The sequence below is a fragment of the Streptococcus sciuri genome (assembly GCF_024814375.1).
Lineage (GTDB): Bacteria > Bacillota > Bacilli > Lactobacillales > Streptococcaceae > Streptococcus > Streptococcus sciuri.
In genome coordinates, this window is record NZ_JANUXX010000001.1 from 133,769 (window position 1) to 160,725 (window position 26,957).

Here is a 26,957-nt window from a genome sequence, read left to right on the forward strand (position 1 = left end):
TGTGAGGTAGTTGGACTGATAGTTGAAAAACAAGAAATTTATTCCCACATACGCAGAGGGGGTGCAAAATGTTCTGGTAGACAGAGTGTCTGTGGGAATAGTTTTGCACCCCTTTTTTTGATATCACCAAGATGGTCGATGGAAATAAGAGTTCAGTAATTGGTATAAACGAAAGATTCGTTTTGAGATGAAGTTGAACAACGATTTGCACTTGATTTATACAATATTTTTATTTTCTAATAAGTTATGATTGTTTATAAATGTTCACAATACAAACATTAAATATTGATTCTTTTGTGATAAAAAAGTATAATATAGTTATTCAACTTTAGAAAATAAGATTCTAGTAACTATTGGAACGGTGTTTTAGATTGTTTTCTTACTGAAGGTCATTCAATGTATCAATTTTTCCAATGCTTTTTAAAGTGGAATAACTATATTGAAAAGGAGAATGGAACCATGAACAAATCCCAAAGACATGAAGAACTAATAAAATTAGTTAATAAAAAGGGAACAGTACGAATCTCTGAAATTATGGAATCATTTGGGGTAACTGATATGACAGTACGCCGTGATTTGATTGAATTAGAAGAGCAAGGTTTATTAAAGAAAATTCATGGCGGAGCCCGTAGTAATTCTGCCTTTCAGTATAGAGAGATTTCACATAAGGAAAAACATACACTTAATATTGCAGAGAAGCGCTATATTGCCAAATTAGCCGCTAATCTTATTGAAGAAGGGGATACAGTTTTTTTGGGACCAGGTACTACAGTTGAAAGTTTGGCTGAAGAAATTAACAATCAGCAATTAAGTGTTGTGACAAATTGTCTTCCAGTATTTAATATCTTACAAAAGCGAAAGTCAGAGACGTTTAAAGTATTTTTACTGGGTGGGGAAATGCGACCAGTGACAGAATCTTTTGTTGGAGAAGTTACGAATACAAGTCTTGAGAAGATGCATTTTAGCAAAATGTTCTTTAGTGCAAACGGCACAAGAGAAGATGATATTATGACTTCAACTGTGGAGGAAGGATATACACAAAGGCTTGCCTTGACAAGAACAGTTGAACAATATCTATTGTTGGACAGCTCTAAAGTCGGTAAGGAAGATTTTTCTGTTTTTTGCCAACTATCACAATTAACCGCCGTTATTAGTGATCAGAATGATGATGAAAAAACTGCTCAATTAGCTAAATGGGCAGAAGTTATCAATACTTAGTTAACAAACCTATATGATACCAGAACTATTTAGAAGGACAACAAGAAAGTACTCATTTTGAGTGCTTTCTTGTTTTGTTTTAAAACATCAAAAGCTAAAAACAACAAAAAAACACACAAAATGTTGACAAAAACATTTTTATTGTTTATAATCGGAGTATGTATTAAACAAAAAAACATTTTTGAACAGGAGGGTCTCAAATGACTGTCATCGTTGGAGCTGATAAAGCTGGTGTAGAATTAAAGGAAACTGTAAAGGATTATTTGATTAAATTAGGACATGACGTGTTAGATGTTTCTAAAGAAAATACTGATTTCGTTGATATAACTTTGGCCGTCGCTAAAGAAGTGACTACAAACGAGACTAATCTTGGTATTGTCATCGATGCTTATGGTGTTGGACCATTTATGACAGCTACTAAAATTAAAGGTATGATCGCTGCAGAAGTATCAGATGAGCGTTCTGCTTATATGACACGTGGGCACAACAACTCACGTATCATAACAATGGGTTCAGAGATTGTAGGACCAGGAGTTGCTAAAAACATTGCCAAAGGATTTGTCGAAGGTGAGTACGATGGTGGCCGTCACCAAATCCGAGTGGATATGTTGAACAAAATGTGCTAATTTTTAATAGGATATTGGAGGAAAAATATATGAAAATCGCTGTTGGTTGTGATCATATCGTAACAAATGATAAAATTGCAGTTGTTGATTATCTAAAAACACAAGGTTATGAAGTTGTTGACTGTGGAACTTATGATAATGTTCGTACCCACTATCCAATCTTCGGTAAAAAAGTTGGAGAAGCAGTTGTGAATGGTGAGGCTGATTTAGGTGTTTGTATCTGTGGTACTGGTGTTGGTATCAACAATGCTGTAAACAAGGTACCTGGTATTCGTTCAGCTTTGGTTCGTGACATGACTTCTGCTATTTATGCAAAAGAAGAATTAAATGCCAATGTTATCGGATTCGGTGGTAAAATTACAGGTGGTCTTTTGATGACTGATATTATCGAAGCTTTTATCAATGCTGAATACAAGCCAACTGAAGAAAACAAGGTTTTGATTGAAAAAATTGCTAAAGTCGAAAGTCTTAACCAAGGGCAAGCTAATCCACATTTTTTTGACGAGTTCCTCGAAAAATGGAATCGTGGAGAATATCACGACTAAGAGGTGCTGCTATGATTTTGACTGTTACGATGAACCCATCTGTTGATATTGCATATCAGCTAAATACATTTCACTTAGATACAATAAACCGTGTTTTAGAAACGCATAAAACTCCTGGTGGGAAGGGATTGAACGTGACACGAGTTCTTTCTCAAGTAGGAGAACAGGTTATGGCTACGGGTTTACTTGGTGGTAAAATTGGTGAGTTTATTCAGGCTGAGTTGGACAAGGTTCCTATCAAACATGCTTTTTCGTCAATTAGTGGAGAGACAAGAAACTGTATCGCTATTTTGCATGAAGAACAACAAACTGAAATCTTGGAACAAGGACCAAATATCACTGAGGAAGAAGGACAAGCCTTTCTGACTCACTTTGAAAATTTATTAGACAAAATAAGTATTGTTGTGATTTCAGGCAGTTTACCAAAAGGACTTTCTAGTGATTTTTATGCTCAGATGGTTGCTCTTTGTGTAAAGCATCAGAAGTCTGTTGTCTTAGATTGCTCTGGTCAGGAGCTTGTCGAAGCTTTAACAGCTGACGTTAAACCAACGGTTATCAAACCAAATATGGAAGAATTGTCACAGCTATTAGAACAGGATATTTCAGGAGATATTCCAAGCCTTAAAGAGGCTCTGAAAGAAGAAATTTTCCAAGGAATTGAATGGGTTATTGTTTCATTAGGAGCGAACGGTACATTTGCTAAGCATGGTGGTATTTTCTATAAGGTATCAATTCCTAAGGTTGAGATAGTGAATCCAGTTGGTTCTGGAGATTCTACGGTAGCTGGTATTACGTCAGCACTTTTCCACGGTGAGTCAGATGCAGATTTATTGAAAAAAGCAAACGTTCTTGGCATGCTCAATGCTCAAGAAAAACAAACAGGGCATGTTAATATGGATAATTACGCAACCTTATTTAAACAACTGAAAGTAGAAGAGGTATAAAATAATGGGTTTAACGAAACAAAAACGTCGTTATATGGAAAAACTGAGTGATGAAAATGGCATCATTTCTGCTCTTGCTTTTGATCAACGTGGTGCTTTGAAACGTTTGATGGCTCAACACCAATCTGATGAACCAACAGTAACACAAATGGAAGAATTGAAAATACTGGTTTCTGAAGAATTAACACCATTTGCTTCATCAATGCTTTTGGATCCTGAGTATGGTCTTCCAGCGACAAAAGTTCTCCATAAAGATGCTGGTCTCCTTCTGGCCTATGAAAAAACTGGCTATGACACTTCAAGTACTAAACGTTTACCAGATTGCTTGGGAGACTGGTCCGTTAAACGCTTGAAGGAACAAGGTGCAGATGCCATTAAATTCTTGCTTTACTATGATGTAGACAGTGATGAAGCAACTAACCGTCAAAAACAAGCCTACATTGAACGTATCGGTTCAGAATGTACGGCAGAGGATATTCCATTCTATCTTGAAATTTTGGCTTATGATGAAAATATTTCAGATGCTTCAAGTGTAGAATACGCTAAAGTAAAACCTCGTAAAGTGATTGAGGCAATGAAAGTCTTCTCAGACGAACGATTTGGTATTGATGTGCTTAAAGTTGAAGTACCAGTAAACATGAACTTTGTTGAAGGTTTTACGATTGGTGAGATTATATACACTAAGGAAGAAGCGGCTTCTTATTTTAAACAACAAGATGAAGCGACACCAATTCCATATATTTACTTGAGTGCAGGTGTTTCTGCTAAGCTCTTCCAAGATACCCTCGTTTTTGCAAAAGAATCAGGTGCAAACTTTAACGGTGTTTTGTGCGGTCGTGCGACATGGGCTGGTAGCATTAAAGACTATATTGAAAAAGGGGAAACCGCAGCGCGTGAATGGTTGCGTACAACAGGTTTACAAAATATTGATGAATTGAACAAGGTTCTGAAAGAAACGGCCACTCCTTGGATAAGGCGTATTCAACTTTTAAACAACATAAAGTAAACATTTTTTGTGATAAATGTATATTTTTTTAAACAGAAAGGGTTTACAAAATGAAATTATTTTGTTATAATTGATTTATAAATCAAATAAGAGTAGATCGTAACTAGAGAAATAGGCGAGACTACAAATGAACGAAAGGAGGAAGCTCTGAGTTTGTTTGTAGTCTCTTTTTGTACACAATACCATAATAGAAGAAGGAGGAAGATATGTATCGTGTTTTGCAGGCTCTCAATAATAATGTTGCTTTCGTAAAAGATGAATATGACCAGCAATTTGTTGTCATGGGATTAGGAATAGCCTTTCAAAAACGTAAAGGTGACATGATTATTGAGGACAAGATTGAGAAAGTCTTTTCACTAAAAAGTACAGAATCAAGGGAGAATTTCAGAACACTCTTGAAGGATGTACCACTTGACTTTATTACTGTTACGTACGATGTTATTGAGATGCTTTCTGATAAATATGACTATTCTTTTCAGGAGTATCTATATGTTACCTTGACCGATCATATTCATTGTGCCTACAAAGCTATTTTGAACGACAATTATCAAGAAAGCAAATTACCTAATATTTCGCAAGAATATAGTATTGAGTATGTGATGGCTAAAGAGGCATTGGCAATCTTTCGACAAAGACTTTTAAATGATTTACCAGACGATGAAATAGGTCGTATAGCTTTGCATTTTATCAATGCTAAAGGGTTAACAGCAGTTGAAAAATCACCAAAAGTTGATTTGACACGATCGGTACTTAAAAAAGTGCAACAGGAGTTAGAAGAATTAGGAATCAAAAGAACAAAAGAAAATAGTAATTTTTATGATCGTCTGATGATTCATTTGACTTACTTTCTACAATATTTAGACCGCAGTCCGAATAATGCTTCTCTCATGGATATGGGAAAACATATCCAGTTGGCTTACCCGGAAGCCTATGATGTTGGAAGTACAATATATGAGATTATTGCATCTGAAACCGGAATTGAAATCTACGAAAGTGAAAAATTTTATATCATACTTCATATACAACGTCTACTCTAATCAAAAAAAATAAGATATAAAGGAGAAAAATGATGAATAGAGAAGAAATCACCCTCTTGGGATTTGAAATTGTTTCTTATGCTGGTGAGGCACGTTCGAAACTTTTAGATGCCTTGAAAGCTGCACAGAATGGTGAATTTGAAAAAGCTGAGCAATTAGTTGAATCAGCTAACTCAAGTATTGCTGAAGCTCACAATGCACAAACAAGTCTACTTCAAAAGGAAGCGGCAGGAGAAGATTTGGCCTTTAGTGTAACATTGATGCATGGTCAAGACCACTTAATGACAACACTCTTGTTGAAAGACATGATGAAACACATGATTGAACTTTATAAGAGAGGTACAAACTAATGAATAAGCTTATTGCTCAAATTGAAAAAGGGAAACCATTATTTGAAAAGATTTCTCGTAATATTTATTTACGTGCGATTCGTGATGGATTTATTGCTAGTATGCCAGTCATCCTATTCTCAAGTATCTTCTTGTTGATTGCGTTTGTTCCAAATATCTTTGGATTTGAATGGGGAGAAAATGTTGTTGACGCTTTGATGAAGCCGTACAATTATACAATGGGTATTGTAGCTTTTCTAGTTGCTGGTACAACGGCTAAATCTTTGACAGATTCGGTTAACCGTGATATGGAGAGCACCAATCAGATTAACTACTTGTCAACTATGTTGGCTTCCATCACAGGATTCTTACTTTTGGCCTCTGATGCGATTGAAGGTGGATTTGCTAGTGGCTTCTTAGGAACAAAAGGTCTTTTGTCAGCTTTTGTTGCAGCATTTGTAGTAGTAAACATTTATAAAATCTGTGTGAAAAATAATGTTTCAATTCGTATGCCTGACGAAGTTCCACCTAATATCTCTCAAGTTTTCAAAGACTTAATTCCATTCACACTGTCTTTAATGACTTTGTATGCCTTTGATATTATCGTCCGTAATACAGTAGGTACAAGCGTTGCGGAAGCGATTGGTAAACTTCTTGCACCACTCTTCACTGCAGCAGACGGATACCTTGGTATCACAATCATTTTTGGTGCATATGCGCTCTTCTGGTTCGTAGGTATTCACGGTCCATCGATTGTAGAACCTGCTATTGCAGCTATCACTTACGCAAACATAGAAACAAACTTTCAGTTACTTCAAGCAGGTCAACACGCAGATAAAATCTTAACTTCAGGGACTCAAATGTTTATCGTAACGATGGGCGGTACAGGGGCAACATTAGTAGTGCCATTCATGTTTATGTGGTTGACAAAATCTAAACGAAACCAAGCAATCGGACGTGCATCTGTAGTTCCTACATTCTTCGGTGTTAATGAGCCAATCCTTTTCGGCGCTCCGCTTGTATTAAATCCTATCTTCTTTATTCCATTTGTATTTGCTCCAATTGCAAACGTATGGATTTTCAAATTCTTTGTTGATGTTCTTGGAATGAACAGCTTTAGTGTGAATCTTCCTTGGACAACACCTGGTCCGATTGGTATCATTATAGGTACTGGTTTTGGTTTATGGTCATTCGTTTTAGCATTGACATTGATTGTCGTAGATGTTCTCATTTACTATCCATTTTTGAGAGTTTATGATCAACAGATTCTTGAAGAAGAACGCTCTGGTAAAGCTTCAGATGCTCTTAAAGAAAAAGTTGCGGCTAACTTCAACACTAAAAAGGCAGATACAATTCTTGAAAAAGCAGGAATATCTAATTCTAAAGTAATTACTGAACAAACTAATGTTTTGGTATTATGTGCTGGCGGCGGTACAAGCGGTCTCTTGGCTAATGCACTTAATAAAGCGGCAAAAGAGTATTGTGTACCTGTTACAGCTGCTGCTGGTAGTTATGGTGCACATCGTGAAATTCTTCCTCAGTACCAATTGGTTATTCTTGCTCCCCAAGTTGCAACTAACTATGAAGACATGAAACTTGAAACTGACAAACTTGGTATTAAACTTGCTAAAACAGAAGGTGCTCAATATATTAGCTTGACTCGTGATGGTCAAGGAGCATTAGAATTTGTCAAACAACAAATCGAAAACTAAATACTTATTTTGGGAAGGTTGGAGGAAACTCAGCCTTTCTTGTTATTCTAAAACATAATATGGAAGAGGTGTCATGATGACAAAAATATTGCCAAAAGATTTTATTTTCGGAGGCGCAACTGCAGCTTATCAGGCAGAAGGTGCCACTAAAGCTGACGGAAAAGGACCTGTTGCTTGGGATAAGTACTTGGAAGAAAGCTACTGGTACACAGCAGAACCAGCCAGTGATTTTTATAACCGCTATCCAGTTGACTTAAAATTAGCAGAGGAGTATGGAGTAAATGGTATCCGTATTTCTATAGCATGGTCTCGAATTTTTCCAACAGGTAAAGATGAAGTGAATCTAAAGGGGGTGGAATACTATCACAAACTTTTTGCGGAGTGTCAGAAACGTGGTGTAGAGGCTTTTGTAACGCTCCATCACTTCGATACACCAGAAACTCTACATTCTAATGGAGACTTTTTAAATCGTGAAAACATTGAGCATTTTGTTGCTTATGCAGCATATTGCTTCGAAGAATTTCCAGAAGTTAATTATTGGACAACTTTTAATGAGATTGGTCCAATCGGCGATGGTCAGTACCTAGTTGGTAAATTCCCTCCTGGTATTCAATATGATTTAGCTAAAGTCTTCCAGTCACATCATAATATGATGGTTTCACACGCTCGTGCTGTTAAACTTTACAAAGATAAAGGATATAAAGGAGAAATTGGTATTGTCCATGCTCTTCCAACAAAATATCCACACGATCCTGAAAATCCTAATGATATTCGTGCAGCTGAACTGGAAGATATTATTCATAACAAATTTATCTTGGATGCGACTTACCTAGGACATTACTCTGAACAAACAATTGAAGGTGTTAATCATATTCTGGAGATAAATGGTGGTGAGTTGGATTTTCGTGAGGAAGATTTTGATGTTCTTGAAGCTGCCAAAGACCTTAATGACTTTTTGGGTATTAACTATTATATGAGCGACTGGATGCAAGCCTTTGACGGCGAGACAGAAATCATTCACAATGGTACGGGCGAAAAAGGAAGTTCTAAGTATCAAATCAAGGGAGTTGGTCGCAGACAAGCACCAACTAATATTCCAAAAACAGACTGGGATTGGATTATCTATCCTCAAGGTCTTTATGACCAAATCATGCGTATTAAAAAAGATTATCCCAATTATAATAAGATTTACATCACTGAAAATGGTTTGGGTTATAAGGATGAATTTGTTGATGATACTGTATATGATGATGCTCGTATTGATTATGTAAAGAAGCACCTTGAAATCATTTCAGATGCTATTACAGATGGTGCAAATGTCAAAGGTTACTTTATCTGGTCACTCATGGATGTGTTTTCTTGGTCAAATGGTTATGAAAAACGGTATGGTCTCTTTTATGTAGACTTTGAAACACAAGAACGCTATCCTAAGAAATCTGCTCACTGGTATAAAGAAGTGGCTGAGACTCAAGTTATTCAATAATATTTTTTTGGAGCGAGGGTGATGATGTCAGATAGTCCCCTCCTTATCTAGTTATTTGGTTTGCAATAAATAAAAGCCCATCTATTACCTAGAGCTATGGAAATCGGAATAAGGAAATTGATACAATAGAATACAAGGAAAGCCTTGGAATTAGCTGTTTCCAAGGCTTTTTAGCTGTCTTTAGATACAGGTCCAAAGTTATTAAGGATGATATGTTTTCGCTGAGACATCTTTGGTTTATAAAAAGTTAAATGTTAGAGAATAATTTTATTTATTCTTTGTTAATTAGCTTATTACAGTGGCTAGTATAGTGTAATTTTTATATCCTCAAGTGACTAACTTCATTTTAGAACTTTCAATACATTATTTTTATAATTTGTTGGTAAATTATTGACAAATTTTAGAACAAGCGGTATAATTAAATTATAAAATGAAAAGGCTTACATATAGTTCCTATTCATTTGTTATTATGTTCTATTTCAATCACTTGTATTTTTATAGAAGGAGAAATGTATCATGAAAAAAATGTCAAAGAAACAAACACGTTTTGTTAAAGCTGGTTGGGTTTGTATTGGTTGGGGCTTTATCTGTTGGGGATAAAACTTATCTTAATACAGCTAACTAAAGTATATATTTCATTATTGCATTGCATTGAGATTCAGACAGAATATTTAAAGTTTGGATTTAATTTCTAAAAAGGTGTATATTTTGTCTGTTTAAGTTTATTATACAAGAAGTATACAGTTTTAGGTGCTTTGTTATAGAACATAATGATGGGGAAACTGTAGAAAGTTTCCCCATTTTTCTTATAAATTTTTATAAGGAGGTAGATGTGAAATGAAATATTTTCATAATATGCAGGATTTTACATCAGATTGTGGCGTAGCTATTATCAAATCGCTTCTACAACATTATAATAGGTATAGTGAAAGTGTTTTTGAAGCTACTTTATCCAATAGAAACATTAACCAAGGTTTATCTTTGTTTGATATTGAGGATATTCTTAGTCAATTTGGAATTAAAGGGAGTAGTTATGAGGTGGATAACTTTGACTTATTGACTTATGAATGTCCAACTATTTTAGTTATTGATAGAAATGGAGAAAATCATTATGTTTTATCTTATGGATTGATTGAAGATAAAGTTATTGTCTCTGATCCGCTTAGTACAAGTATTAACAAAGTTAAGATTAATGACTTAAAGGATATTTTCAAGGGATATGTTTTTTTAGTTGAAAACTTAGAAGAGCTGAATACTCAGTCTAAGAACTCCAAAATAAAAAATGGTTTTAATCGGAATAGAGAATTAAAGTTTGAAATGTTTTATTTGACTATTCTACTATGGCTGATTCCTATTAGTATGATTTTCTCCATTCAATATTTTTTGATTTATCAATTGCGTAATTTACTTGTTTGGCAAGTTTGGTTAATTGTTTTATTTGAGTTTTTACTTGTGGGGATCTATTTAAAATCCAAAGTTGATTATGCAGAATTACTTTCAAATGAAATTTCTAGTAATCAAGAGATATTAACATTTTCTTTTTTGGCTGAGATAGATAATTTAGATGGCAGAGAAGAGAATATTTATAATAGACTTATCAAATTTTGGAATAACTTTAATGCTGCTGATTGGGAATTAAAGAGATTTTTAGTTAATGTTGAAATATTTTGTATATCTCTTTTATGTGTGATAACGTTTGTATTTAGCAAAGAGGCAACTTTAATATCTACTATATTCCTTTTATGTTTTGCATACATTTTTAAATTAAGAGTAAAGATTAGAAAAAATTATAATAAAATTTTTTTCAATAGTATAGGGGAACTTTCTCTCTTTGTTGAAGAAGCAATACATAATAAATTGGATAGGCATGTGTTTTCTAGTTCTCAGGAAGTAAAGGAGTATTTGAAGAATGTTCTGACTGAAATTAAGAATAATGATATGGTTCAAAGAAAATCTAAAGTATGGATTTTGGGGATTTATGATATCTTCATGTATTTAAATTTATTTTTTATCTTTGTCTATATTATGGTAATGTATTATTATGAAATTGAGTTTAAGATTAGTAATGTTTTTGTAAGTTTTATTATTATTTATTTAATGTATAGTTTGGGAAAACCAGTTGTTGAAAAGCTACTAGACTTGGAAAAGTACTCGGCTCTAAGTATGGGAAAACATACGGACTTATCAAATCCAAGGATGATTTCAGATGATATTAATATATCAAAGATTTCCATCAAAGATGTCTCAGTAAGATATGATGAGGATTCACAAAAATCAATTTTAAATGGCTTAACATTAGATATTGTATCTCCTAGCTTAACTTTAATAAAAGGAAATAATGGCACGGGTAAAACAACTCTTTTGCAACTGATTATAGGAGAGTTACTAGCCTCTAAAGGAGACATTTCTTATTTTGATATTAATGATCAACAAATTGATTGTTCGATAGAAGTATTACAAAGTAGAATAAGCTGTTATTTTTCTAGTCAGTTTTTAAACTACGCTTCAATATATAGAAATATTTGTTATGATATTTATGCAAATTCAGGAAATGATATTGATAATTTATTTGGACTAGATTTGAATAAGGTTGTTTTTTATAATGGTGTGAATTTATCACAAGGAGAACGTCAAAAAGTTTTACTTTCTAGGGCATTTAATAAAGAAGCTAATATTTACATTTTTGATGAACCTATTTCAAACTTAGATACTTATTCTAAAAATATTGTAGTTAAGAGAATTTTAGAATTAAAAGAGAAATCAATGGTTTTTGTCGTTTCCCATGATTCTTACTTTGATTCATTTTCTGACAATATTATACATTTAAAGGAGTAAAAATAATATGAAAAAATTATTAATCCTGATTGCTTTGATTGCTAGTGTATTGACTATTCTATTATATAAAGGTCATCAATCAAGAGAAATTCGAATTGGTTTGACAAATGGAAATTTTCCAACATTAGTAGAGGGAACTTATAAACAGGGGGTGAGTTTGGATTTGGAAAGTGGAAGGTATGCTGTATATGCTAAAACAGGGAAAGGAACATTTCGTATAGGAGATAACCAATATAATCTTGACTCTTCTTTATATGAAGAAGCTAAGAAGCAACCTGCGAATACTCAAAATGCAGTTATTTATGAAGAAAGTCCTAAAATCTTCATTCCAGATGGAGGAGAAATTTTTATTGAAGGAGATCAAGGATTTTCAGTATCATTTATTAGGAGGTAACTGTATGAAGATACTGAATTTGAGTAAAATGTATGGTAAGCAACTTGTCTTAGATAATATTTCGGTTGAGATAAATAAAGGGCAAATTGTTGGTTTAGTCGGAAATAATGGCTCAGGAAAGACAACGTTATTGAAGTGTATAGCTAAATTGATTGTCGATTATAGAGGTGAGATTGACTTAAATGGTACTTTATCTTTTTCAATAGAGAATCCGTCATTTTATGATGAGCTTAGCGTTCAGAGTAATCTTGAATTATTTGCTATTCTAGCGGAACAGAAAAACTTTAATTGTACAGATATTTTAAAATTAGTGAAATTAGAGGAATCAAAATCAAAAAAATTTAAACAGTTATCCTTAGGGATGAAACAAAAATTGAGTATTGCAAGAATATTACTTTCTGATAGTGATATTGTTCTTTTAGATGAGCCATTTAATGGATTAGACATTCTTACTAAGGAACAATTAAAAGAATTAATCCTTTTGTTACGTTCAAAGGGAAAGTTAATTATTGTTTCCAGTCATATATTAGAAGAATTGGGAGAAATTTCTGATGTGATATGGTACCTGAGAGATGGGAAAATTCAAAATATTATCAACTTGAATGATAATAAAAGGGTGTATAAAATAGTAGTACCAAAAGGGATTAATATACCAAGTTATCTTCAGAAGCAATATAATATTTTATGGCGTTTTGATAAAAAACAGACTTCTATTTTTAGGTTAGAGGTGTTACAAGAAGATATTCATCAAGTGCTAAAATCATTGATTGTTAATGATGTAAAAGTGATAGAATATACTGATGTCACTAGTGATATAAAAGAGCTAATGATGGATGAAAGGAGATAGGAATGAAAAAGTTTATAAGAGCAGAAATTTTAAAAATCTACCGTCAGAAATTCTTTATCATTGCCTTGATTTTATATTTTGTACTATCAGTATTTTTGTTAACGCATATTAGAGAAAACACAATAGTTTCTCAATATAGATTTTTTGCAACTATTACGATTTTACTTCTAACTTTTTATCAAATCTTATCCATCGGAGAATTGCAAGATAAAAAAATTATTCGCTATTATTTAGAATATATCCCAGATAGATATAAGTTTATCTGTTATGAATATCTAAAATATATATGTTTATATATTTTTCTAAATTTTATTTTTTGCTCTTTTCAAGTTTTTAGATTTGATAGGATAGAACAAAATATTTTGATTTATTTCATAATTTTTTGTCTATATATTGGAATCAATATGAATATTTTGTTTTATATTGAAAAAACTAGTGTTACGATTATTGTTTCATCTCTTCTGCTATGGGTATTACCAAATTTGGTCAACTTTTTATTGGAAAACAAAAGTTTTTACTCTATTCAGTTGTTCTATTATTTATCTCCAGATTCATTTTCTAGTGTTACTTCTACAGCTATCTTTACTTCATCAATCTACTTTGTTGCAATGGTTTTATTTTCTATAATTCAATTCGTAAGAAAGGAATATTAAAATATGAAGCGTACAATTTTTCAAATTTTTTCAGGTATCGTGATTATATCATTTGTAGGATTCATTGTTTTTATTCATTTAAATAGTTTGAGACCCTCTTTTTCTACATTAAAGGATAATAGTATAAATAGTCTTGAAGAAGGAGAAATACTCTATTATGGTAGTTCTAGCTGTGAAGTTTGCCAAGAATTTAATAAAATACTTAAAGAATTTCAAGATGAAACTCACACTAAAATTTATTATTGGGATGCAACTAATTTAAATACTGTAAAGAAAGCTGCTGAGGTAAAAGTTTACAATACTCCCTCAATCATAATAATAGTGAATAATAAGATAAAAATAGCCCAAGGTTATCAAAATTTAGAAGAGTTAAAGCAATTTGTAGAAGGAGATTAATTTATGAAAAAATTTACTTGGTTCATAATTCTGATAATTATCTTATTTTTTAATATTATATTAGTTGTAAATCATATACGAATCCGCACTACTGCTATTGAAACTACATCGACTACTATGTATAATAAACTTGATAGTATGACTGTAGATAATTTTATTACTAGGTATACTGCTGGTGAAAATTTAATAGTTTATATTGGTCGACCTAGCTGTGGTGATTGCAGTAAGTTTGAGAAAATTTTGGAAGAACTTATTGATAAGTATAAATTGGGAGATAGATTGATTTATGTTAATGTAGAAGAGCTTCATAGAAATATAGATGAATGGAAAAAATTTAAAGAAAAGTTTAATATAAAAGGAACTCCGACATTTGCTATTTATGATGATAAAAAATTATTAGAAAAATTAGATTTTGAAGAACAAGGAGGGTTCACACCGAGTGAACTAGAAACTTGGATTAAAGAAGAACTTCTTACGAAAATAGATAATAAATAATATGGTAATGAAAGAAATAGTTAATTCACATTTATTTTTTTCAAGGATAGTATTTGGCTTCTAGCAGGAGCTAGTTATATTAAATATAATATAAAGGAAGGAATTATAGTCATGAAAAAATTTTTATTAAAATTAGTAATTTGTTTAGTAACTTTGTTTAGTGTTAGCTCTATCACTTTAGTATCTCAAGCTGAAGAAAATATCGTATATGACGAAGCTGAGGTAGTCGGAAATAAAGTCATTAAATATATAAATTTATATAATAATAGGGTTTATTTTGATTATGATAAGGCTAAATTGGCAGGTGAGAGTGAGGAAGTATTAGAGCAAGGCTTGCTTCTTGAATTAGTTAGTAATGAATTTTCTCAGAGGACTGTTGAATCGCCAGAGGTAAGAAGTTTTGCTTTTGCTGTTTGGGGGAATTATTGTGGTCCAGGATACGATGGGGATAAATTTACAAAACCTGCTCAGGACATATTGGACGCTGGTTGTCAAGCTCATGATAAATGTTTTAAATGGGGCTGGAGTTGGACACAGAATTGTGAATGTAACAAACAATTAGTTGATTATATTGATGCTCATAAATCAGAAATGACTGGCAATATGGCAAAAACAGCTTGGGCAATTAGAACATATTTTAATACAATTGGTTCATGGGGATGTCATTAATATATCATTTTTGATAATATATATAGAAAGCAAGAGAATGTATTAAAAAGGAAAGACCTATGGGAGAGCAGCTATTTGAAAAACTCATTCAGACAAACTATTACAACGACATTTATAAAAAAGTGGAAAATTATGTCTATAGTAATCATTCAGAGATAGCGGTGAAGTCATATACAATAGAGAATATCAATTTTAAGAAACTAGATGATTTTGTAGTAAAAAAGGTGTTGTCCCGTAAGGTTAGAGATGAAAAGATTATTTCAGAGTTACAAGTTATTGCGACTTTGGAGATTGGAGGGAATACTAAATATGGTTATGAAACAGACAGCACTGATATTTGGCTTCGGGTCACAGTAGAGTATGAATTAGATGAAGGAATGCATCATTTTAAGGTACTTCAGGTAATCCCTTTTGATCCCAACGATTATGATGCTAGTGAATTAGGTCTTAGTCCAGAATTTGTCCCATACATTAAAGCTAATGAGTTTGATGATATTGCGGAAGGAATTTTGAAGCAATATTACCCTCAAGCACTGGAAACTCCCATGGCTCTGCCTATTGATGAGTATTTATCGAATATCGGATTGACTAAGGTTGAGGGAAAATTAACAGAAGACAGTTCCATCTTTGGAGAAATGGTTTTCAAAGATACAGAAGTAGTGTTTTATGATGAGGATACCCCAGAATCAAGACTAGTGAAGAAAAAGACCATTCTAGTTGACCCAGAGGTTATCTGCTTGCGGAATCAAGGTAGCTATAATAATACCATCGTTCATGAATCAGTTCACTGGTTGCTTCATCGTCATCATAATGAATATAAGATGCTCTTTGATCAGAATCATAAACGAAGCAGTAGTTTAAGGGATAATACTATCTCTAGTTCATCGGAGTGGAGTGACTATGATTGGATGGAGTGGCAGGCAAATGGTATTGCAGCTAGAGTTCTGATGCCTAAGTCTATGACTAAACAGAAGGTCAATCAACTCATGACAGATTATTCCTTGCAGTATGATGGTGATGAGAAATTCACTATGTTTGAAAGAATTATCGATGACCTTGCAGAGTTCTTTCAAGTTTCTCGTCTAGCTGCTAAAATTCGCTTACAACAACTTGGCTACCATGAATTTGAAGGTATTTATAATTTTGTTGGAAATGAATATTTACGAAGCTATGGCTGTGAACTTCGAGCTATGACTAAAAATAAAAGTTTCACCATTTCCTTTCCCAATGCTTGTTTTTTGAGTTGGAAGAATGAACAGTTTAGGAAGTTGATGGATTTAGGTCGATATGTTTATGTGGATAACCATTTTTGTTTGAAGGATCCTAAATATGTGAACATGGTAGAGTACGGTATTTACGAAATGACAGACTATGCCTACAAGCATATGGATGAGTGTTGCCTGTTGTTTGATATTTCCTATAAGACAGATAAAAACAAGTCTATATCAATCACTATCTTCAATGAGTATGTGATGTACCGTGGAAAATCGACGGTTGAAATAGAGGTAGATTTCTCTGAGTTCACTAATATTGTGAATGATTCAATCATTCCTAACGACCCTAAACTATTTGAAGAGGTAGCGAGAATCAATGAGGAAATGCCGAGTGGTTTTTGTGCTATGCTTATCTACCATCGTACACGTAAAGATATCACTCAAGAAGAACTCGCCGAGGCATCAGGTGTTAGTTTATCTACTATTCAGCGTTTTGAAACTCAAAGAGATGCGAGTAGGAAACTGGAAAAGATGATGGGGATTACACTCGGTATGAAATTATATCCAGATTTCAGTTTCAAATTGATTGAAAAGAGTGGTACAACCTTTAGAGATGAGATGCCGACTCATTGTACGTATAAGATGTTGCTGAGATATTACTATCACTTAGGAGCTTATGAATGCAACCAAAAGTTGATAGAGATGAATATTCCTGAATTTTGGGAAAAATAATGTTACTGACACCCTTCAAATTTTGAGGGGTGCTTTTTATTGATGAAGCAGCGATTTTAGAGTGATGGTCTGATAGGATCATTCAACAGAGCATTAAAAATCTCTATATGAGCGATTTTACAGAATGAGGGGACGGATAGAACCCCTCATTTTTTGCTGTGTACCATTTCGTTCAATGGTACTATACTAGACTTATCAAGACCACCTATCATCAATACAGAGTCATGACGATGACCGTAATTTCAGATGTAGAGATGATAGGACACCTTTTCAGCTTGTGAAATTGGCTGACCGATAACATAGAAGAAAGTAACTATGCGGTCAAGAATATTTTTTGCATGCCTTGGTTTGTCATGTGTGCTTTCGGTATTAACTGGAAAGTCAATCAATCATGACAAACAAGGACAAAATTTACAATGAATGTCAAAAACAAGAATGCTCACTAGAAGTAGGGCTTTTGGAGGGTCAGATTTTAGCTCCAATGTTAGTTGAGAACAAACAAGTTATTGAGGATATGAGGATCAAAAGAGATACCCTTCGTTCTTGGCGGCCAGCTAAACAGTTGAACGTTTATGTTTTGGTTGCTTTTATTCCAGTATATCCTGAAGAATATGCTACAACGGAGCGTATCTACAAAGACGCTGTTGAAAACTTTTTGAATAATTTCCGTACACGAAAATCAAAAAATATTCAAGAGATTATTTCATACGAAGCATGGATTGATACAGATGAATCTAGTCTCTATAGTTCTACTGAGGAACTGGAAGAATTTATGTTCGCAGAAATGTTGCAAGATTTATTAGAGAAAGTCAAGCAAGCAGATAAGGATTTGTATGACATAACTCTGGGTTTACTCGCTAAAGAGTTTGATGAGAGCATTGAAGATATGTTTGCGAGGATTGGAGTTAAACGTTCCACTGGTTTTTATCGTTTGCCAAAAGCTCGTAATCTGGTGGCAGCACTATTGGAAGAATTAAATCCTAAATAGTTGATAAATAGAAAATAAAATGCTAACATTTGATTAAAGTGTTAGCATTTTATTTTCGAAGAAAGGAGACTGCCATTATGAATAGTATTGAAAATATCATGACTTCTTTTCAACAACATCAGGGATTTTTGACCTTTCAACAAGTCCTTGAAGAGAAACTCCCATACAAGGTACTGTTGAGAATGATTGAGGAGGGACAAGTAGAGGTTGAAGAAAAGGGGTTGTATCGTCTCCCTGATACTTATTTGGATGAATGGTTTGTGCTCCAGCATCGTTTTTCAAAAGGAATTTATTCTTTAGATACTGCTCTTTGGTTACACGGACTATCCCTAACAGTTCCTTTTGAAATGACTATGAGTTTTCCTTATGGAACTAACACAAAAAATATTAAGGAAGAAGGCATACGCCCTATCACACTGCGTTCGTACTACGAAGAGGGAATTGTAGAGATTGAGCGACAAGTGGGGCAGAAGATTAAGGTATATGAGGCAGAGCGAGTTTTAGCAGAGTGCCTCAGACCAATTTATCAAGTTGATGTTCAAATTATAGCTCCGGCATTTAGAAAGTATTTTCAAAATAACAAAGTTAACTTGCCAAAACTTTTTCACTATGCCCATTTATTTAAGGTGGCTAACAAGTTACAATCCTATTTGGAGGTATTATCATAATGTTTTCTAACGCAAATAGCTTTAAGGCTAAGATTAAGAATATTGCTAAAGATAAAGGTATTCCTGCCCAGCAAGTACAACAAAACTTTCTCATTGAACAGGTGTTGAAGTTGATTGCTAAAAGTTCCTATAAGGATTTTTTCATTGTAAAAGGCGGTTATTTAATAGGACAATTGATAGGTCTCGATAAGCGAACGACAATGGATTTAGATGTAACACTTAAAGGAACTGCACTCAATCAAGAGAATCTGATTGTCATCTTCGAGGAGATTCTTTCAGATTCAGATGAAGTCTTTTCATTTGAGGTAGACAAACTAGAGCCAATTCGCCAAGATGATGAATACGGAGGATTTTCTCTAAAACTCAATGCTTTGTTTGATACGCTAAGAGAGGTTGTCTTTATTGACATCACAACGGGTGATAAGATTACTCCTCGAGAGATTACTTATTCGATGCCGTCTCTATTTACAAATGAAACCATTGAAGTATGGACTTATAACTTGGAGACCGTTCTTGCTGAAAAATTGGAAACTATTATTAGCCGAGGAGTTGCTTCAACACGTCCTCGTGATCGCTATGACCTTTTTACCTTGTATCATCTCAGAAAAGATGAGATAGAGTTTGATGTATTGCGTAAAGCTTTGGACAATACGGTAGAAAAACGAGGTAGTAAAGAGGCTATCAACATCTGGAAAAGTCAGTTAGATAGTATTGAAACCTCTGGTTATCAAAAACAACTTTGGACTCGTTATCAACGACAATTCAAATATGCACAAGGTATTTCTTTTGAGGAATCGGTTCAGATTGTTAGAGAAATCATGACAGCTATTATGTAATATAAAACGGTTCACTACCTGAAAATGGTAGTGAACCGTTTTTTGGTCTAGTCTTTCTGGTAAAAGGCACACTCATATCCATCTGCACGAAGATTGATATCAGGCATCCAGTCTGGTGCATTACCCATCAAGGTGGCGATTTCCTCAAGACTTTGGTCTTGGTCACACTCAATGATTATTTCGTCGTGTACGTGTCCTACAATTTTGAAATTTTTTAGCTGTTTCAGAGCGTAAGCAAGAATATCACGGCTGATGGCTTGGACAATATTTTCGACAAACTTTGGTCCATAACTCTCAAGCCTTTCCCAGCGTTTGGTGGTACCTGTACCTTCGTAGGTAACGGATTCACCTCCAAATTGATTTTCACCCATTTTAGGTTTAACGTAGGAGAGTTTTCGCCCAGATGGAAGAGTGATGAATAACATTCCTTTGGTAGCCTCAAAGTGAATACCGTGCGTTTCAGTTTGGATTTGTTCTTTGACGGCAGTTTTCACGGCTCTATCCACATTCCACCAAAAGAGAACAATGTTGGGGTTAGCTTGTCGCCAAGAATCCACAAGTGGTTGAAGTTCTTGTTCGTCAAGCCCCATATCAATAGCTCCCATAGCTTTAAGCGCACCGACTGATCCGCCATAACCACAGTTATGAACTAATTTGTCCGATACGGTAAAACGGTGATGTGGTCCGGCATTTCGTATATCGTAAAGTCTAACCTTGCACTGATGAATTTGAGATTTTTCTATTTCTCTGGGCTTATAATCTTTACCCAGCTGTATTGCTCGCCTACCATTTCCTGTTTGTAGGAGATGTGAGCTGCTGGTGGCGGCTTCTCCAAGTGATACTGGCTTCGATTGCCCTTCAATCCATACAAGATGGTCTGGTGTTGCTGTAAGTCCGTCATAAGATATTACCTCTCTTTTTCCTTTGTAAATTACTCCTTCATGAGATACCCAATTCCGTCCATCCCAGACTTTCATATCTGTGGTGACTTGTTCAATGGGGACTAATCCTTTATCAGTCAAGACAAGTTCTCCTTCTGCGATACAAGCTAACTCCGCAATCTTCCCTTTCTGACGCAAGTCTGCGTTTTGACCATGTTTCTCAACAGGCACACCAAACATCTGAGAGGCAGACATACAGTAGATATCCTTACCGTGTTCAAAGACCTTGCTCCGCCATTTCTCTCCTGCGAGGTGAGACAATACACGTGCTTCAATGGCAGAGAAGTCACAGACGATGAACTTTTTCCCATTGCTTGGGACAAAAGCAGTACGGATGAGTTGAGATAAGGTATCTTGAGTATCGTAAAGGAGTTCAGTAACGTCTAGGTCACTAGTTTTGAAGAGCTCCCTTGCTTCTTCAAGGTCAGGAAGATGGTTCTGAGGTAGATTGTGAATTTGAATTAAGCGCCCCGAGTAGCGACCGGTTCTATTTGCACCGTAGAATTGAAACATCCCTCTAGCCCTACCGTCCTTACAAACACAGTTCATCATGGCTTGGTATTTGGAGACACTGGATTTGGCAGCCTGTTGTCTCAATTTAAGGACTTGAGCCGTCTTTTCATCGACTGTTTGGAGGAGTTCTTTAACAGCTTTCTTATCCAGAGAATCAGTGGTTACTCCGTGTTCCCGTAGCCAACCAATCATCTGAAGAACGGAGTTGGGATTTTCAAGTCCAGTAAGCTCTTTGAGTTCTTCTCGGATTTTAGACTTACTTTCTCCATCAATGGCAATGGCAGCTTTGACAAAATCGATATCAATACCAATCCCACGGTCATTGATCATTTGGTCTTGATGATATTCTTCCCAAATGAAGTCAGGGACCGGATGGTTACGAAGTTTTTCTTTAATGGCTAACTCTACCTCAACATCTCGTTTGTTGTAGTCAATGAAGGCAGACCACTTGTCAGGCTCGTGGTTGGGGAAGTTGCGAGTACGTCCACCGTTGACTTTAGTTGGTTTACATGGAAGGCAGAAGTATCGAATCAAATCCCTGCCCTCTTTGAGCTTTTGTTCTTTGAGTTTTAGAACTGTACCAACTCCTTCCAGAGAGAGTGGTAGTCCAAGGTATGCGGACCAAACCATACTACATCGCCATGAAACAGGAGAGAGAAATCCCTCAGATAGTAATTCAGGGTGATGTTTCTTCAGCCAGTTAGACAGGCAGATACGTTCAAAGGAAGCATTAAAAGCCCATTTGATAATCGTATCATCAACCAAGGCATGCAGAATATCACTAGGAAGTTCTTCTTGGGTTAAGTCATAGACAGTGATGGGTCCATTGTCGATTGAAATTGCAAGTAACAGAATTTCAAAGGAATCATCTTCTGCGTAGCGATAGACGCCAGATTTTCTTAGGTCGATTTCTGAATACGATTCAATATCAATACTTAATTCTTTCATTGTCAATTCTTGTCCTTTCCTAAAAAGGTGGCAGGAGAGGCTACCACCAGAAGTATTATCGGCTACGACGTAGCGGAGTTGAGTTGCTTTCTTCAAGTTTCTTCTCTGCTTTTCGTTTCTTTTCCTGACGGATGTCTTCACGGATTAACATGTAGTTAAAGTAAAGTCCTAGCAAGATGTAAACGCCCATCAAAATATAGCTCAAAATAATATCAAACATTTCATATTCCTCCTAATCTTAGTTCAAAAAATCATCATCGTCATCCGTCGCAAAATCATCTTCTGCACGAGTACGTCCACCAAGGGGGTCACCATCACGGAGTTTTTGTAGGTTGTTCAAACCACAGGCAATCCCTTTATTCCCGTTGGAATTAAAAGCGTAGAACGTGATTGATGCACGACCGTAAATACCTGAATAAAGTTCAGAGGTGTCTATAATTTCTTGACGATTACCATCAACGACCCCTGGCTTATGTGGTGAGTTGGCATTGACGAAGTAGGCATTGCGATAAGCTTCATCATCGGGGCGTTCCAAATCCCCATCACGCAGTGGTGTCTTAAGAATGGAGAGCGCAGGGACTGTTTTACCGTTGCCTTTGAGTTTTGATTCGCCTTCCTTGTAGGCAATCTCAATAGCTGCCTTGATTTTATCGACAGTTTCAATATCATCTTTTGGAATGATGAGAGAGACACTATACTTTGGTGTACTTCCGTTGATGGATTTTGGTTCGTTGGCATTCAGGTAGCTGAAGCGTGTGTTTTTACCAGTGATGACTTTTGTTGTTTGTACTTTAGTTGACATGTGTTATACCTCATTAAATTCATGTGTTGCTAGGTTCATCTCTTGACGGCTATCGTCAAGAGGAACAAGTGTTGGTTTACCGCTTGGTTTTATGATGAGACCACCAAGCAGGTCATTAAAGGTTTTCTTGCCAAGGAGTTTGGTCATGGCTGTGATAGTTAGGAGTTTCTTCTCGTAAGGGTCAAAGCCAGCTTCTAGCACAGCCTGACTGACGGCAGCTTCGTCTGAAAATTTACGAACAGAACGCCCTTCTACCAGCTTGTAACCGGGGATTTGATTTCCTTTGGTTGCTTCTTGAAGAGCGTAGGCTTTGATGTCGTTTGCCCACGAAACTAGTAAGTCTAGTTTGGGTAGAATCTCAGCTATGTCCTCATGATCAAGGGTGGCAGGATCCGCAAACTCCATTTTAGCGAGTGCCAAGTTATCCTCCGCACGTTTGCGACAGACATTCTTGAGTTTACAGAACTGGCAATGTTTACCTGACTTCATCTCGCCCTCACCCTTAAAGGCTAGTTCAGCTTTGGGTGATAGCTCGGTCTCTGCCCACTCAAGCAGTTCAGACTTATCCATCTCAAAGGTAGAGATGTTATTTTTTCGTGGTTGAAAGATAGTCATGGTGACCTTATCAAAGTTGTAGAGTCCATCGAACATGTCAAGTGCACCTAGGGCGTAGCACATCATTTGTGGGTTATGGTCTGCATCGACCAAAACTCCAAGTCCGTGCTTGTAGTCGATTACTTGAAGAAGTCCGTCTGCCACAATCAGGCAGTCTCCTGTGCCAAAGCCTTCAGGCACCCATTTGGAGAAGTCTAGACGTTGTTCGACGAGAACCGTTGGATCACGAGAGTAGCCTTTAGCTTTCTCGACTTGTTCCATAACGAAGTTGCGATATTCCTCGGCACAGCTTTGCATCTCATCGTTGTAGAATGCTAAATTCTCAGTTGGATCACGTGTCTTTCTACCTAAAGCCTTCTCAAGGAGATAGGCACATAGCTCGTGAGCCTCTGTTCCTTCAAGGGCAAATTCTGATGTCACATCAGGCATGTCCTCTGTTAACCGAACAGAAGGTGGACAAGCCATCCAGCGGTGAGAGGCAGAGGCTGAAAGGACGGCATGGTTAGTCATGGCCAATTCCTCCAGCTTCTTCAAGGACTGCGGCATAGTGTTCGGCCGCTAAGGCTGACAGCGATTCTGCCCCATATTTATTGAGAAGAGCACGAACTTGGTTTTTATAACCGTCTTTAGCTTTGGTCGCAAGAACAGCTCGAAGGTCTTCCAGCTTGAGTTCCTTTTGTAGATCAGATTTTGGTTCTTTCGATGTCGGTACAGTTTCGTACTCAGTAGAGAGAAGTTTCTTGAACTCGTCTACCAAGCGAAGATGGTACTTAGCAGTGGCTTCTATTTCATTGATGAGGTCAAGTAATTGTTTGTGCTGACTCATTTCGTTTCCTCCTTTTGTAATTTACGAGCTAAGAGTTTTGCGATGACACTGATCGCAATGAGTGTATCGGTCAAGTTTTCTTGTTCTTGATGATTTCCAGTGTTTTCCATAGAAAGTCCTCCTTTAGGTTGTTTGGGTTATCTTGCCCTTACACCTACTAGGGGGACTTTTTTGTGTTTTAGTCTAAATAGTTTCAAAAAAATTAAAAAAATTGAGCGATGGGTCATCGCTCAACAGCTATTTATAGGAGAAAAATTTTTTTAAAATCTTTTGGACTAAATGCCTTCATTCTTCCCCTAGTAGGTAGGAAGGGAAACCTTCATAGATTTATTTTTCCCAAATGGAGGCTATGATTTATGCAATTTACCTTATCTCATTCTGGACAGACTGGCGTTCAAACGACAACGGTCTATCCGCATCAAGTAACAATAACTGATAACACAACCTTACAAAGCATCGCTCAGTATGACCATGTGGCTGGCTTGTTTTCAAACAATACTAGGTCAAATGCCAATTTCATCAAGTCTAATGTGCTGGTCATGGATATTGATAATGACCATACAGAGAACACTGATGATTGGGTCACAGAAAAATTGCTTAAAGACATCTTTGCGGATTACAACTTTGCCTTGGTTACTAGTCGAAACCATCTGGTTCAAAAAGGGAATAAAGCTGCTAGACCCAAATTCCATATCTATTTCCAAATCAATGAAGTTACGAATAAGGATACCTATGCCTTACTAAAAGAAGAACTTGTTAATCGTTATAGTTTCTTTGACACCAATGCCAAGGATGCGGCTCGTTTCTTTTTTGGAAATCCTAATGCTCAGGTAATTTGGCATGAATCTTGGCTAACGATTGATGAGGATTTACTAGATGACATGACTGCTCAAGATGATGAAGAGGACTTCGATGCAGATTTCTATCAACCACCTACTGGACCAATTACTGAAGGAAGTCGCAACTCAACCATGTCAGTTTTTGCGGCGAAAATTCTTAAGCGCCTAGGCGTCACAAAGGAAGCTCGAGAAGGCTTTGATGAACAAGCGCTTAAATGTGTTCCCCTTCTTGAGAAAGCAGAGCTTGATACGATTTGGGGAAGCGCTGTTCGATTTTATAACAAAACCATTAAAACTTCAGAAAGCTACAAGTCTCCAGAAGAATTTCAACGTGGGGAGATGCAGCCAGATGACTATTCGGACATCGGTGAGGCAGGACTTCTTGCTAGAGAATTTGGTGACAAAATTGCCTTTACTAGAGAAACGGATTACCTTGCCTATGATGGAAAACGTTGGGTAGAAGATGAGCAATTAGCGATGAGACAAATTCATCAATTTCTTGATCTCCAACTGGAAGTCGCAGTTACAAAGCTTGATATAGCTACCAAAAAAATTAAGCAATCAGGAGTTCCAGAATCCTTGATTCGTCAAGGTGGTAAAAAGCTAGAGAATGCTATAGAGACTCCTGTCCAAGCAGTTGCCTATCAAGAATACAAGAAGGCTCTAGAGTTCTATAAATTTGTCATGAAATACCGTGATTATCGTAATCTTTCCGCAATCGCTAAAACGGCCAAACATATGGTTCGTATGAGTGTATCTGATTTAGATAAGAATGAACTTCTTTTAAACACCCCTGAAGCGACCATTGACTTATCCCAAGGCTTGGCTGGTGTCAGAGACCATGATTCTGCAGATTATTTAACGAAGATGACGAATGCTTCTCCAAGTGATAAAGGAAAAGAACTGTGGGAGGAAACGCTTGATACTTTCTTTTGTCGTGATAAAGACCTTATCAACTATGTCCAAGAAATTGTAGGCATGGCAGCCATCGGTAAGGTCTATCAGGAACATATGATTATTGCCTATGGTAGTGGTGCAAATGGCAAGTCTACCTTTTGGAATACGATTGCTAGAGTGCTTGGTAACTACTCTGGTAAGCTGTCATCGGAAGCTCTTACCATGAGTGTCAGACGAAATGTCAGTCCAGAAATGGCAGAGCTAAAAGGCAAGCGTCTTATCATCGCTTCAGAGATGAGTGAAGGTATGCGACTGAACACAGCCATGGTCAAACAGCTCTGTTCAACAGATGAAATATTGGCTGAGAAGAAGTACAAAGCGCCTTTCCATTTTGTACCCTCGCACACGTTAGTTCTTTATACCAATCATCTTCCAAAAGTAGGAGCGAACGACGATGGGATTTGGCGACGTCTGATTGTCATTCCTTTTAATGCTAAAATTTCAGGTCGTGCGGATATCAAGAATTTTGCGGACTACCTCTACGATGAAGCATCCGAGGCAATTATGGCATGGATTATTGAAGGAGCAGAAAAAGCTATCAAAGCAAACTTCAAGTTGACCTTACCACAAGTGGTGTCGGACTCTGTTTCAGCCTATCGAGAAGCCAACGACTGGATGGGGCAGTTCCTCAGCGACTGTTGTGAGGTTGGAGACCATTTGACGGAAAAATCAGGCGAACTCTACTCAGCTTATAGAGCCTACTGTACTCGCATCAACGAGTACACGCGCAGCACCACGGACTTTTACACAGCTCTTACGAATGCTAGTTTCACCAAGAAAAGAACAAACAAGGGTGTAATGGTAAAAGGTTTACAGTTGAAAATGGACGATGATTTCCTTGATTGATAGTGTAAAACGATGCAAGTTACCCCCTTATAGCCAAAAGGTG

Annotated in this window: 26 protein-coding genes; 21 read left to right on the forward strand and 5 right to left on the reverse strand. The window is 36.0% G+C overall.

Going from position 1 to position 26,957, the window contains the following annotated elements; translation table 11 throughout:
* Positions 1–459: 459 nt before the first annotated feature.
* From NXS10_RS00650 to NXS10_RS00745, 20 genes are all read left to right on the forward strand, one after another.
* Entirely contained in the window at positions 460–1,218 is a 759-nt protein-coding gene (locus NXS10_RS00650; protein WP_259136576.1) for a DeoR/GlpR family DNA-binding transcription regulator, read from the forward strand.
* A gap of 200 nt (positions 1,219–1,418) precedes the next feature.
* Positions 1,419–1,844: a galactose-6-phosphate isomerase subunit LacA gene (lacA, locus tag NXS10_RS00655; RefSeq protein ID WP_259136578.1), complete on the forward strand. Its 426-nt coding sequence runs from the start codon at positions 1,419–1,421 to the stop codon at positions 1,842–1,844.
* Between the two features lie 29 nt (positions 1,845–1,873).
* Positions 1,874–2,389 (forward strand): galactose-6-phosphate isomerase subunit LacB, encoded by a 516-nt coding sequence (gene lacB / locus NXS10_RS00660; protein WP_259136580.1) that lies wholly within the window; start codon positions 1,874–1,876, stop codon positions 2,387–2,389.
* Positions 2,390–2,400: 11 nt separating this feature from the next.
* Positions 2,401–3,333, forward strand: a complete 933-nt coding sequence (gene lacC / locus NXS10_RS00665) for a tagatose-6-phosphate kinase (protein WP_259136581.1) — start codon at positions 2,401–2,403, stop codon at positions 3,331–3,333.
* Positions 3,334–3,337: 4 nt separating this feature from the next.
* Positions 3,338–4,339: a tagatose-bisphosphate aldolase gene (gene lacD / locus NXS10_RS00670; protein WP_259136582.1), complete on the forward strand. Its 1,002-nt coding sequence runs from the start codon at positions 3,338–3,340 to the stop codon at positions 4,337–4,339.
* A 206-nt stretch (positions 4,340–4,545) separates the two neighbouring features.
* Positions 4,546–5,376: a PRD domain-containing protein gene (locus NXS10_RS00675; RefSeq protein WP_259136583.1), complete on the forward strand. Its 831-nt coding sequence runs from the start codon at positions 4,546–4,548 to the stop codon at positions 5,374–5,376.
* Between the two features lie 32 nt (positions 5,377–5,408).
* Positions 5,409–5,726 carry a PTS lactose/cellobiose transporter subunit IIA gene (locus tag NXS10_RS00680; RefSeq protein WP_259136585.1) on the forward strand — a complete coding sequence of 106 codons (318 nt, stop codon included), beginning with the start codon at positions 5,409–5,411 and terminating at the stop codon, positions 5,724–5,726.
* Positions 5,726–7,417, forward strand: a complete 1,692-nt coding sequence (locus tag NXS10_RS00685; protein WP_259136587.1) for a lactose-specific PTS transporter subunit EIIC — start codon at positions 5,726–5,728, stop codon at positions 7,415–7,417. The genes NXS10_RS00680 and NXS10_RS00685 overlap by 1 nt, the downstream gene beginning before the upstream one ends.
* Positions 7,418–7,493: 76 nt before the next feature.
* Positions 7,494–8,900, forward strand: a complete 1,407-nt coding sequence (lacG, locus tag NXS10_RS00690) for a 6-phospho-beta-galactosidase (RefSeq protein ID WP_259137310.1) — start codon at positions 7,494–7,496, stop codon at positions 8,898–8,900.
* An 837-nt stretch (positions 8,901–9,737) separates the two neighbouring features.
* A complete protein-coding gene (locus NXS10_RS00695) occupies positions 9,738–11,735 on the forward strand; it encodes an ATP-binding cassette domain-containing protein (protein WP_259136588.1) in 1,998 nt (665 codons plus the stop codon).
* Positions 11,736–11,742: 7 nt separating this feature from the next.
* Positions 11,743–12,129 (forward strand): hypothetical protein, encoded by a 387-nt coding sequence (locus tag NXS10_RS00700; RefSeq protein ID WP_259136590.1) that lies wholly within the window; start codon positions 11,743–11,745, stop codon positions 12,127–12,129.
* 4 nt (positions 12,130–12,133) lie between these two features.
* On the forward strand, positions 12,134–12,976 hold the full coding sequence (locus NXS10_RS00705; RefSeq protein WP_259136593.1) for an ABC transporter ATP-binding protein: 843 nt from the start codon (positions 12,134–12,136) through the stop codon (positions 12,974–12,976).
* Positions 12,977–12,978: 2 nt separating this feature from the next.
* Positions 12,979–13,629 carry a hypothetical protein gene (locus NXS10_RS00710; protein ID WP_259136596.1) on the forward strand — a complete coding sequence of 217 codons (651 nt, stop codon included), beginning with the start codon at positions 12,979–12,981 and terminating at the stop codon, positions 13,627–13,629.
* 3 nt (positions 13,630–13,632) lie between these two features.
* Positions 13,633–14,025, forward strand: coding sequence for a DUF6568 family protein (locus NXS10_RS00715; protein WP_259136598.1), 393 nt, complete (start codon positions 13,633–13,635; stop codon positions 14,023–14,025).
* A 3-nt stretch (positions 14,026–14,028) separates the two neighbouring features.
* Positions 14,029–14,520, forward strand: coding sequence for a thioredoxin family protein (locus NXS10_RS00720; RefSeq protein ID WP_259136600.1), 492 nt, complete (start codon positions 14,029–14,031; stop codon positions 14,518–14,520).
* Between the two features lie 111 nt (positions 14,521–14,631).
* Positions 14,632–15,189, forward strand: coding sequence for a phospholipase A2 family protein (locus NXS10_RS00725; protein WP_259136603.1), 558 nt, complete (start codon positions 14,632–14,634; stop codon positions 15,187–15,189).
* 59 nt (positions 15,190–15,248) lie between these two features.
* Entirely contained in the window at positions 15,249–17,135 is a 1,887-nt protein-coding gene (locus NXS10_RS00730) for an XRE family transcriptional regulator (protein WP_259136605.1), read from the forward strand.
* 391 nt (positions 17,136–17,526) lie between these two features.
* Positions 17,527–18,123: a hypothetical protein gene (locus NXS10_RS00735; RefSeq protein ID WP_259136607.1), complete on the forward strand. Its 597-nt coding sequence runs from the start codon at positions 17,527–17,529 to the stop codon at positions 18,121–18,123.
* A 77-nt stretch (positions 18,124–18,200) separates the two neighbouring features.
* Complete coding sequence (locus NXS10_RS00740) at positions 18,201–18,791, forward strand: type IV toxin-antitoxin system AbiEi family antitoxin domain-containing protein (RefSeq protein ID WP_259136609.1); 591 nt, start codon at positions 18,201–18,203, stop codon at positions 18,789–18,791.
* Positions 18,791–19,627, forward strand: coding sequence for a nucleotidyl transferase AbiEii/AbiGii toxin family protein (locus NXS10_RS00745; RefSeq protein WP_259136614.1), 837 nt, complete (start codon positions 18,791–18,793; stop codon positions 19,625–19,627). Before NXS10_RS00740 ends, NXS10_RS00745 begins: the two co-directional genes overlap by 1 nt.
* Positions 19,628–19,674: 47 nt before the next feature.
* Here NXS10_RS00745 and NXS10_RS08615 read toward each other — a convergent pair whose 3' ends face one another.
* From NXS10_RS08615 to NXS10_RS00770, 5 genes are read right to left on the reverse strand one after another with little or no spacing between them, the layout of a single operon-like run.
* A complete protein-coding gene (locus NXS10_RS08615; RefSeq protein ID WP_259137312.1) occupies positions 19,675–22,035 on the reverse strand; it encodes a DNA polymerase in 2,361 nt (786 codons plus the stop codon).
* A 49-nt stretch (positions 22,036–22,084) separates the two neighbouring features.
* Positions 22,085–22,249: a hypothetical protein gene (locus NXS10_RS00755; RefSeq protein ID WP_259136617.1), complete on the reverse strand. Its 165-nt coding sequence runs from the start codon at positions 22,247–22,249 to the stop codon at positions 22,085–22,087.
* Between the two features lie 18 nt (positions 22,250–22,267).
* Positions 22,268–22,831 carry a DUF2815 family protein gene (locus tag NXS10_RS00760; protein ID WP_259136619.1) on the reverse strand — a complete coding sequence of 188 codons (564 nt, stop codon included), beginning with the start codon at positions 22,829–22,831 and terminating at the stop codon, positions 22,268–22,270.
* A 3-nt stretch (positions 22,832–22,834) separates the two neighbouring features.
* A complete protein-coding gene (locus NXS10_RS00765; RefSeq protein WP_259136622.1) occupies positions 22,835–23,956 on the reverse strand; it encodes a DUF2800 domain-containing protein in 1,122 nt (373 codons plus the stop codon).
* Positions 23,949–24,272: a hypothetical protein gene (locus tag NXS10_RS00770; protein WP_259136624.1), complete on the reverse strand. Its 324-nt coding sequence runs from the start codon at positions 24,270–24,272 to the stop codon at positions 23,949–23,951. The genes NXS10_RS00765 and NXS10_RS00770 overlap by 8 nt, the downstream gene beginning before the upstream one ends.
* A 356-nt stretch (positions 24,273–24,628) precedes the next feature.
* Between NXS10_RS00770 and NXS10_RS00775 the strand changes: the two genes are divergently transcribed.
* On the forward strand, positions 24,629–26,914 hold the full coding sequence (locus NXS10_RS00775) for a phage/plasmid primase, P4 family (protein ID WP_259136626.1): 2,286 nt from the start codon (positions 24,629–24,631) through the stop codon (positions 26,912–26,914).
* The last annotated feature ends 43 nt before the right edge of the window (positions 26,915–26,957 follow it).

Bases quoted from the DNA above. Each gene is read 5' to 3' on its own strand.
- NXS10_RS00650 (WP_259136576.1), top strand. From the start codon at position 460: ATGAACAAATCCCAAAGACATGAAGAACTAATAAAATTAGTTAATAAA.
- lacA (WP_259136578.1), top strand. From the start codon at position 1,419: ATGACTGTCATCGTTGGAGCTGATAAAGCTGGTGTAGAATTAAAGGAA.
- lacB (WP_259136580.1), top strand. From the start codon at position 1,874: ATGAAAATCGCTGTTGGTTGTGATCATATCGTAACAAATGATAAAATT.
- lacC (WP_259136581.1), top strand. From the start codon at position 2,401: ATGATTTTGACTGTTACGATGAACCCATCTGTTGATATTGCATATCAG.
- lacD (WP_259136582.1), top strand. From the start codon at position 3,338: ATGGGTTTAACGAAACAAAAACGTCGTTATATGGAAAAACTGAGTGAT.
- NXS10_RS00675 (WP_259136583.1), top strand. From the start codon at position 4,546: ATGTATCGTGTTTTGCAGGCTCTCAATAATAATGTTGCTTTCGTAAAA.
- NXS10_RS00680 (WP_259136585.1), top strand. From the start codon at position 5,409: ATGAATAGAGAAGAAATCACCCTCTTGGGATTTGAAATTGTTTCTTAT.
- NXS10_RS00685 (WP_259136587.1), top strand. From the start codon at position 5,726: ATGAATAAGCTTATTGCTCAAATTGAAAAAGGGAAACCATTATTTGAA.
- lacG (WP_259137310.1), top strand. From the start codon at position 7,494: ATGACAAAAATATTGCCAAAAGATTTTATTTTCGGAGGCGCAACTGCA.
- NXS10_RS00695 (WP_259136588.1), top strand. From the start codon at position 9,738: ATGAAATATTTTCATAATATGCAGGATTTTACATCAGATTGTGGCGTA.
- NXS10_RS00700 (WP_259136590.1), top strand. From the start codon at position 11,743: ATGAAAAAATTATTAATCCTGATTGCTTTGATTGCTAGTGTATTGACT.
- NXS10_RS00705 (WP_259136593.1), top strand. From the start codon at position 12,134: ATGAAGATACTGAATTTGAGTAAAATGTATGGTAAGCAACTTGTCTTA.
- NXS10_RS00710 (WP_259136596.1), top strand. From the start codon at position 12,979: ATGAAAAAGTTTATAAGAGCAGAAATTTTAAAAATCTACCGTCAGAAA.
- NXS10_RS00715 (WP_259136598.1), top strand. From the start codon at position 13,633: ATGAAGCGTACAATTTTTCAAATTTTTTCAGGTATCGTGATTATATCA.
- NXS10_RS00720 (WP_259136600.1), top strand. From the start codon at position 14,029: ATGAAAAAATTTACTTGGTTCATAATTCTGATAATTATCTTATTTTTT.
- NXS10_RS00725 (WP_259136603.1), top strand. From the start codon at position 14,632: ATGAAAAAATTTTTATTAAAATTAGTAATTTGTTTAGTAACTTTGTTT.
- NXS10_RS00730 (WP_259136605.1), top strand. From the start codon at position 15,249: ATGGGAGAGCAGCTATTTGAAAAACTCATTCAGACAAACTATTACAAC.
- NXS10_RS00735 (WP_259136607.1), top strand. From the start codon at position 17,527: ATGACAAACAAGGACAAAATTTACAATGAATGTCAAAAACAAGAATGC.
- NXS10_RS00740 (WP_259136609.1), top strand. From the start codon at position 18,201: ATGAATAGTATTGAAAATATCATGACTTCTTTTCAACAACATCAGGGA.
- NXS10_RS00745 (WP_259136614.1), top strand. From the start codon at position 18,791: ATGTTTTCTAACGCAAATAGCTTTAAGGCTAAGATTAAGAATATTGCT.
- NXS10_RS00755 (WP_259136617.1), bottom strand. From the start codon at position 22,249: ATGTTTGATATTATTTTGAGCTATATTTTGATGGGCGTTTACATCTTG.
- NXS10_RS00760 (WP_259136619.1), bottom strand. From the start codon at position 22,831: ATGTCAACTAAAGTACAAACAACAAAAGTCATCACTGGTAAAAACACA.
- NXS10_RS00765 (WP_259136622.1), bottom strand. From the start codon at position 23,956: ATGACTAACCATGCCGTCCTTTCAGCCTCTGCCTCTCACCGCTGGATG.
- NXS10_RS00770 (WP_259136624.1), bottom strand. From the start codon at position 24,272: ATGAGTCAGCACAAACAATTACTTGACCTCATCAATGAAATAGAAGCC.
- NXS10_RS00775 (WP_259136626.1), top strand. From the start codon at position 24,629: ATGCAATTTACCTTATCTCATTCTGGACAGACTGGCGTTCAAACGACA.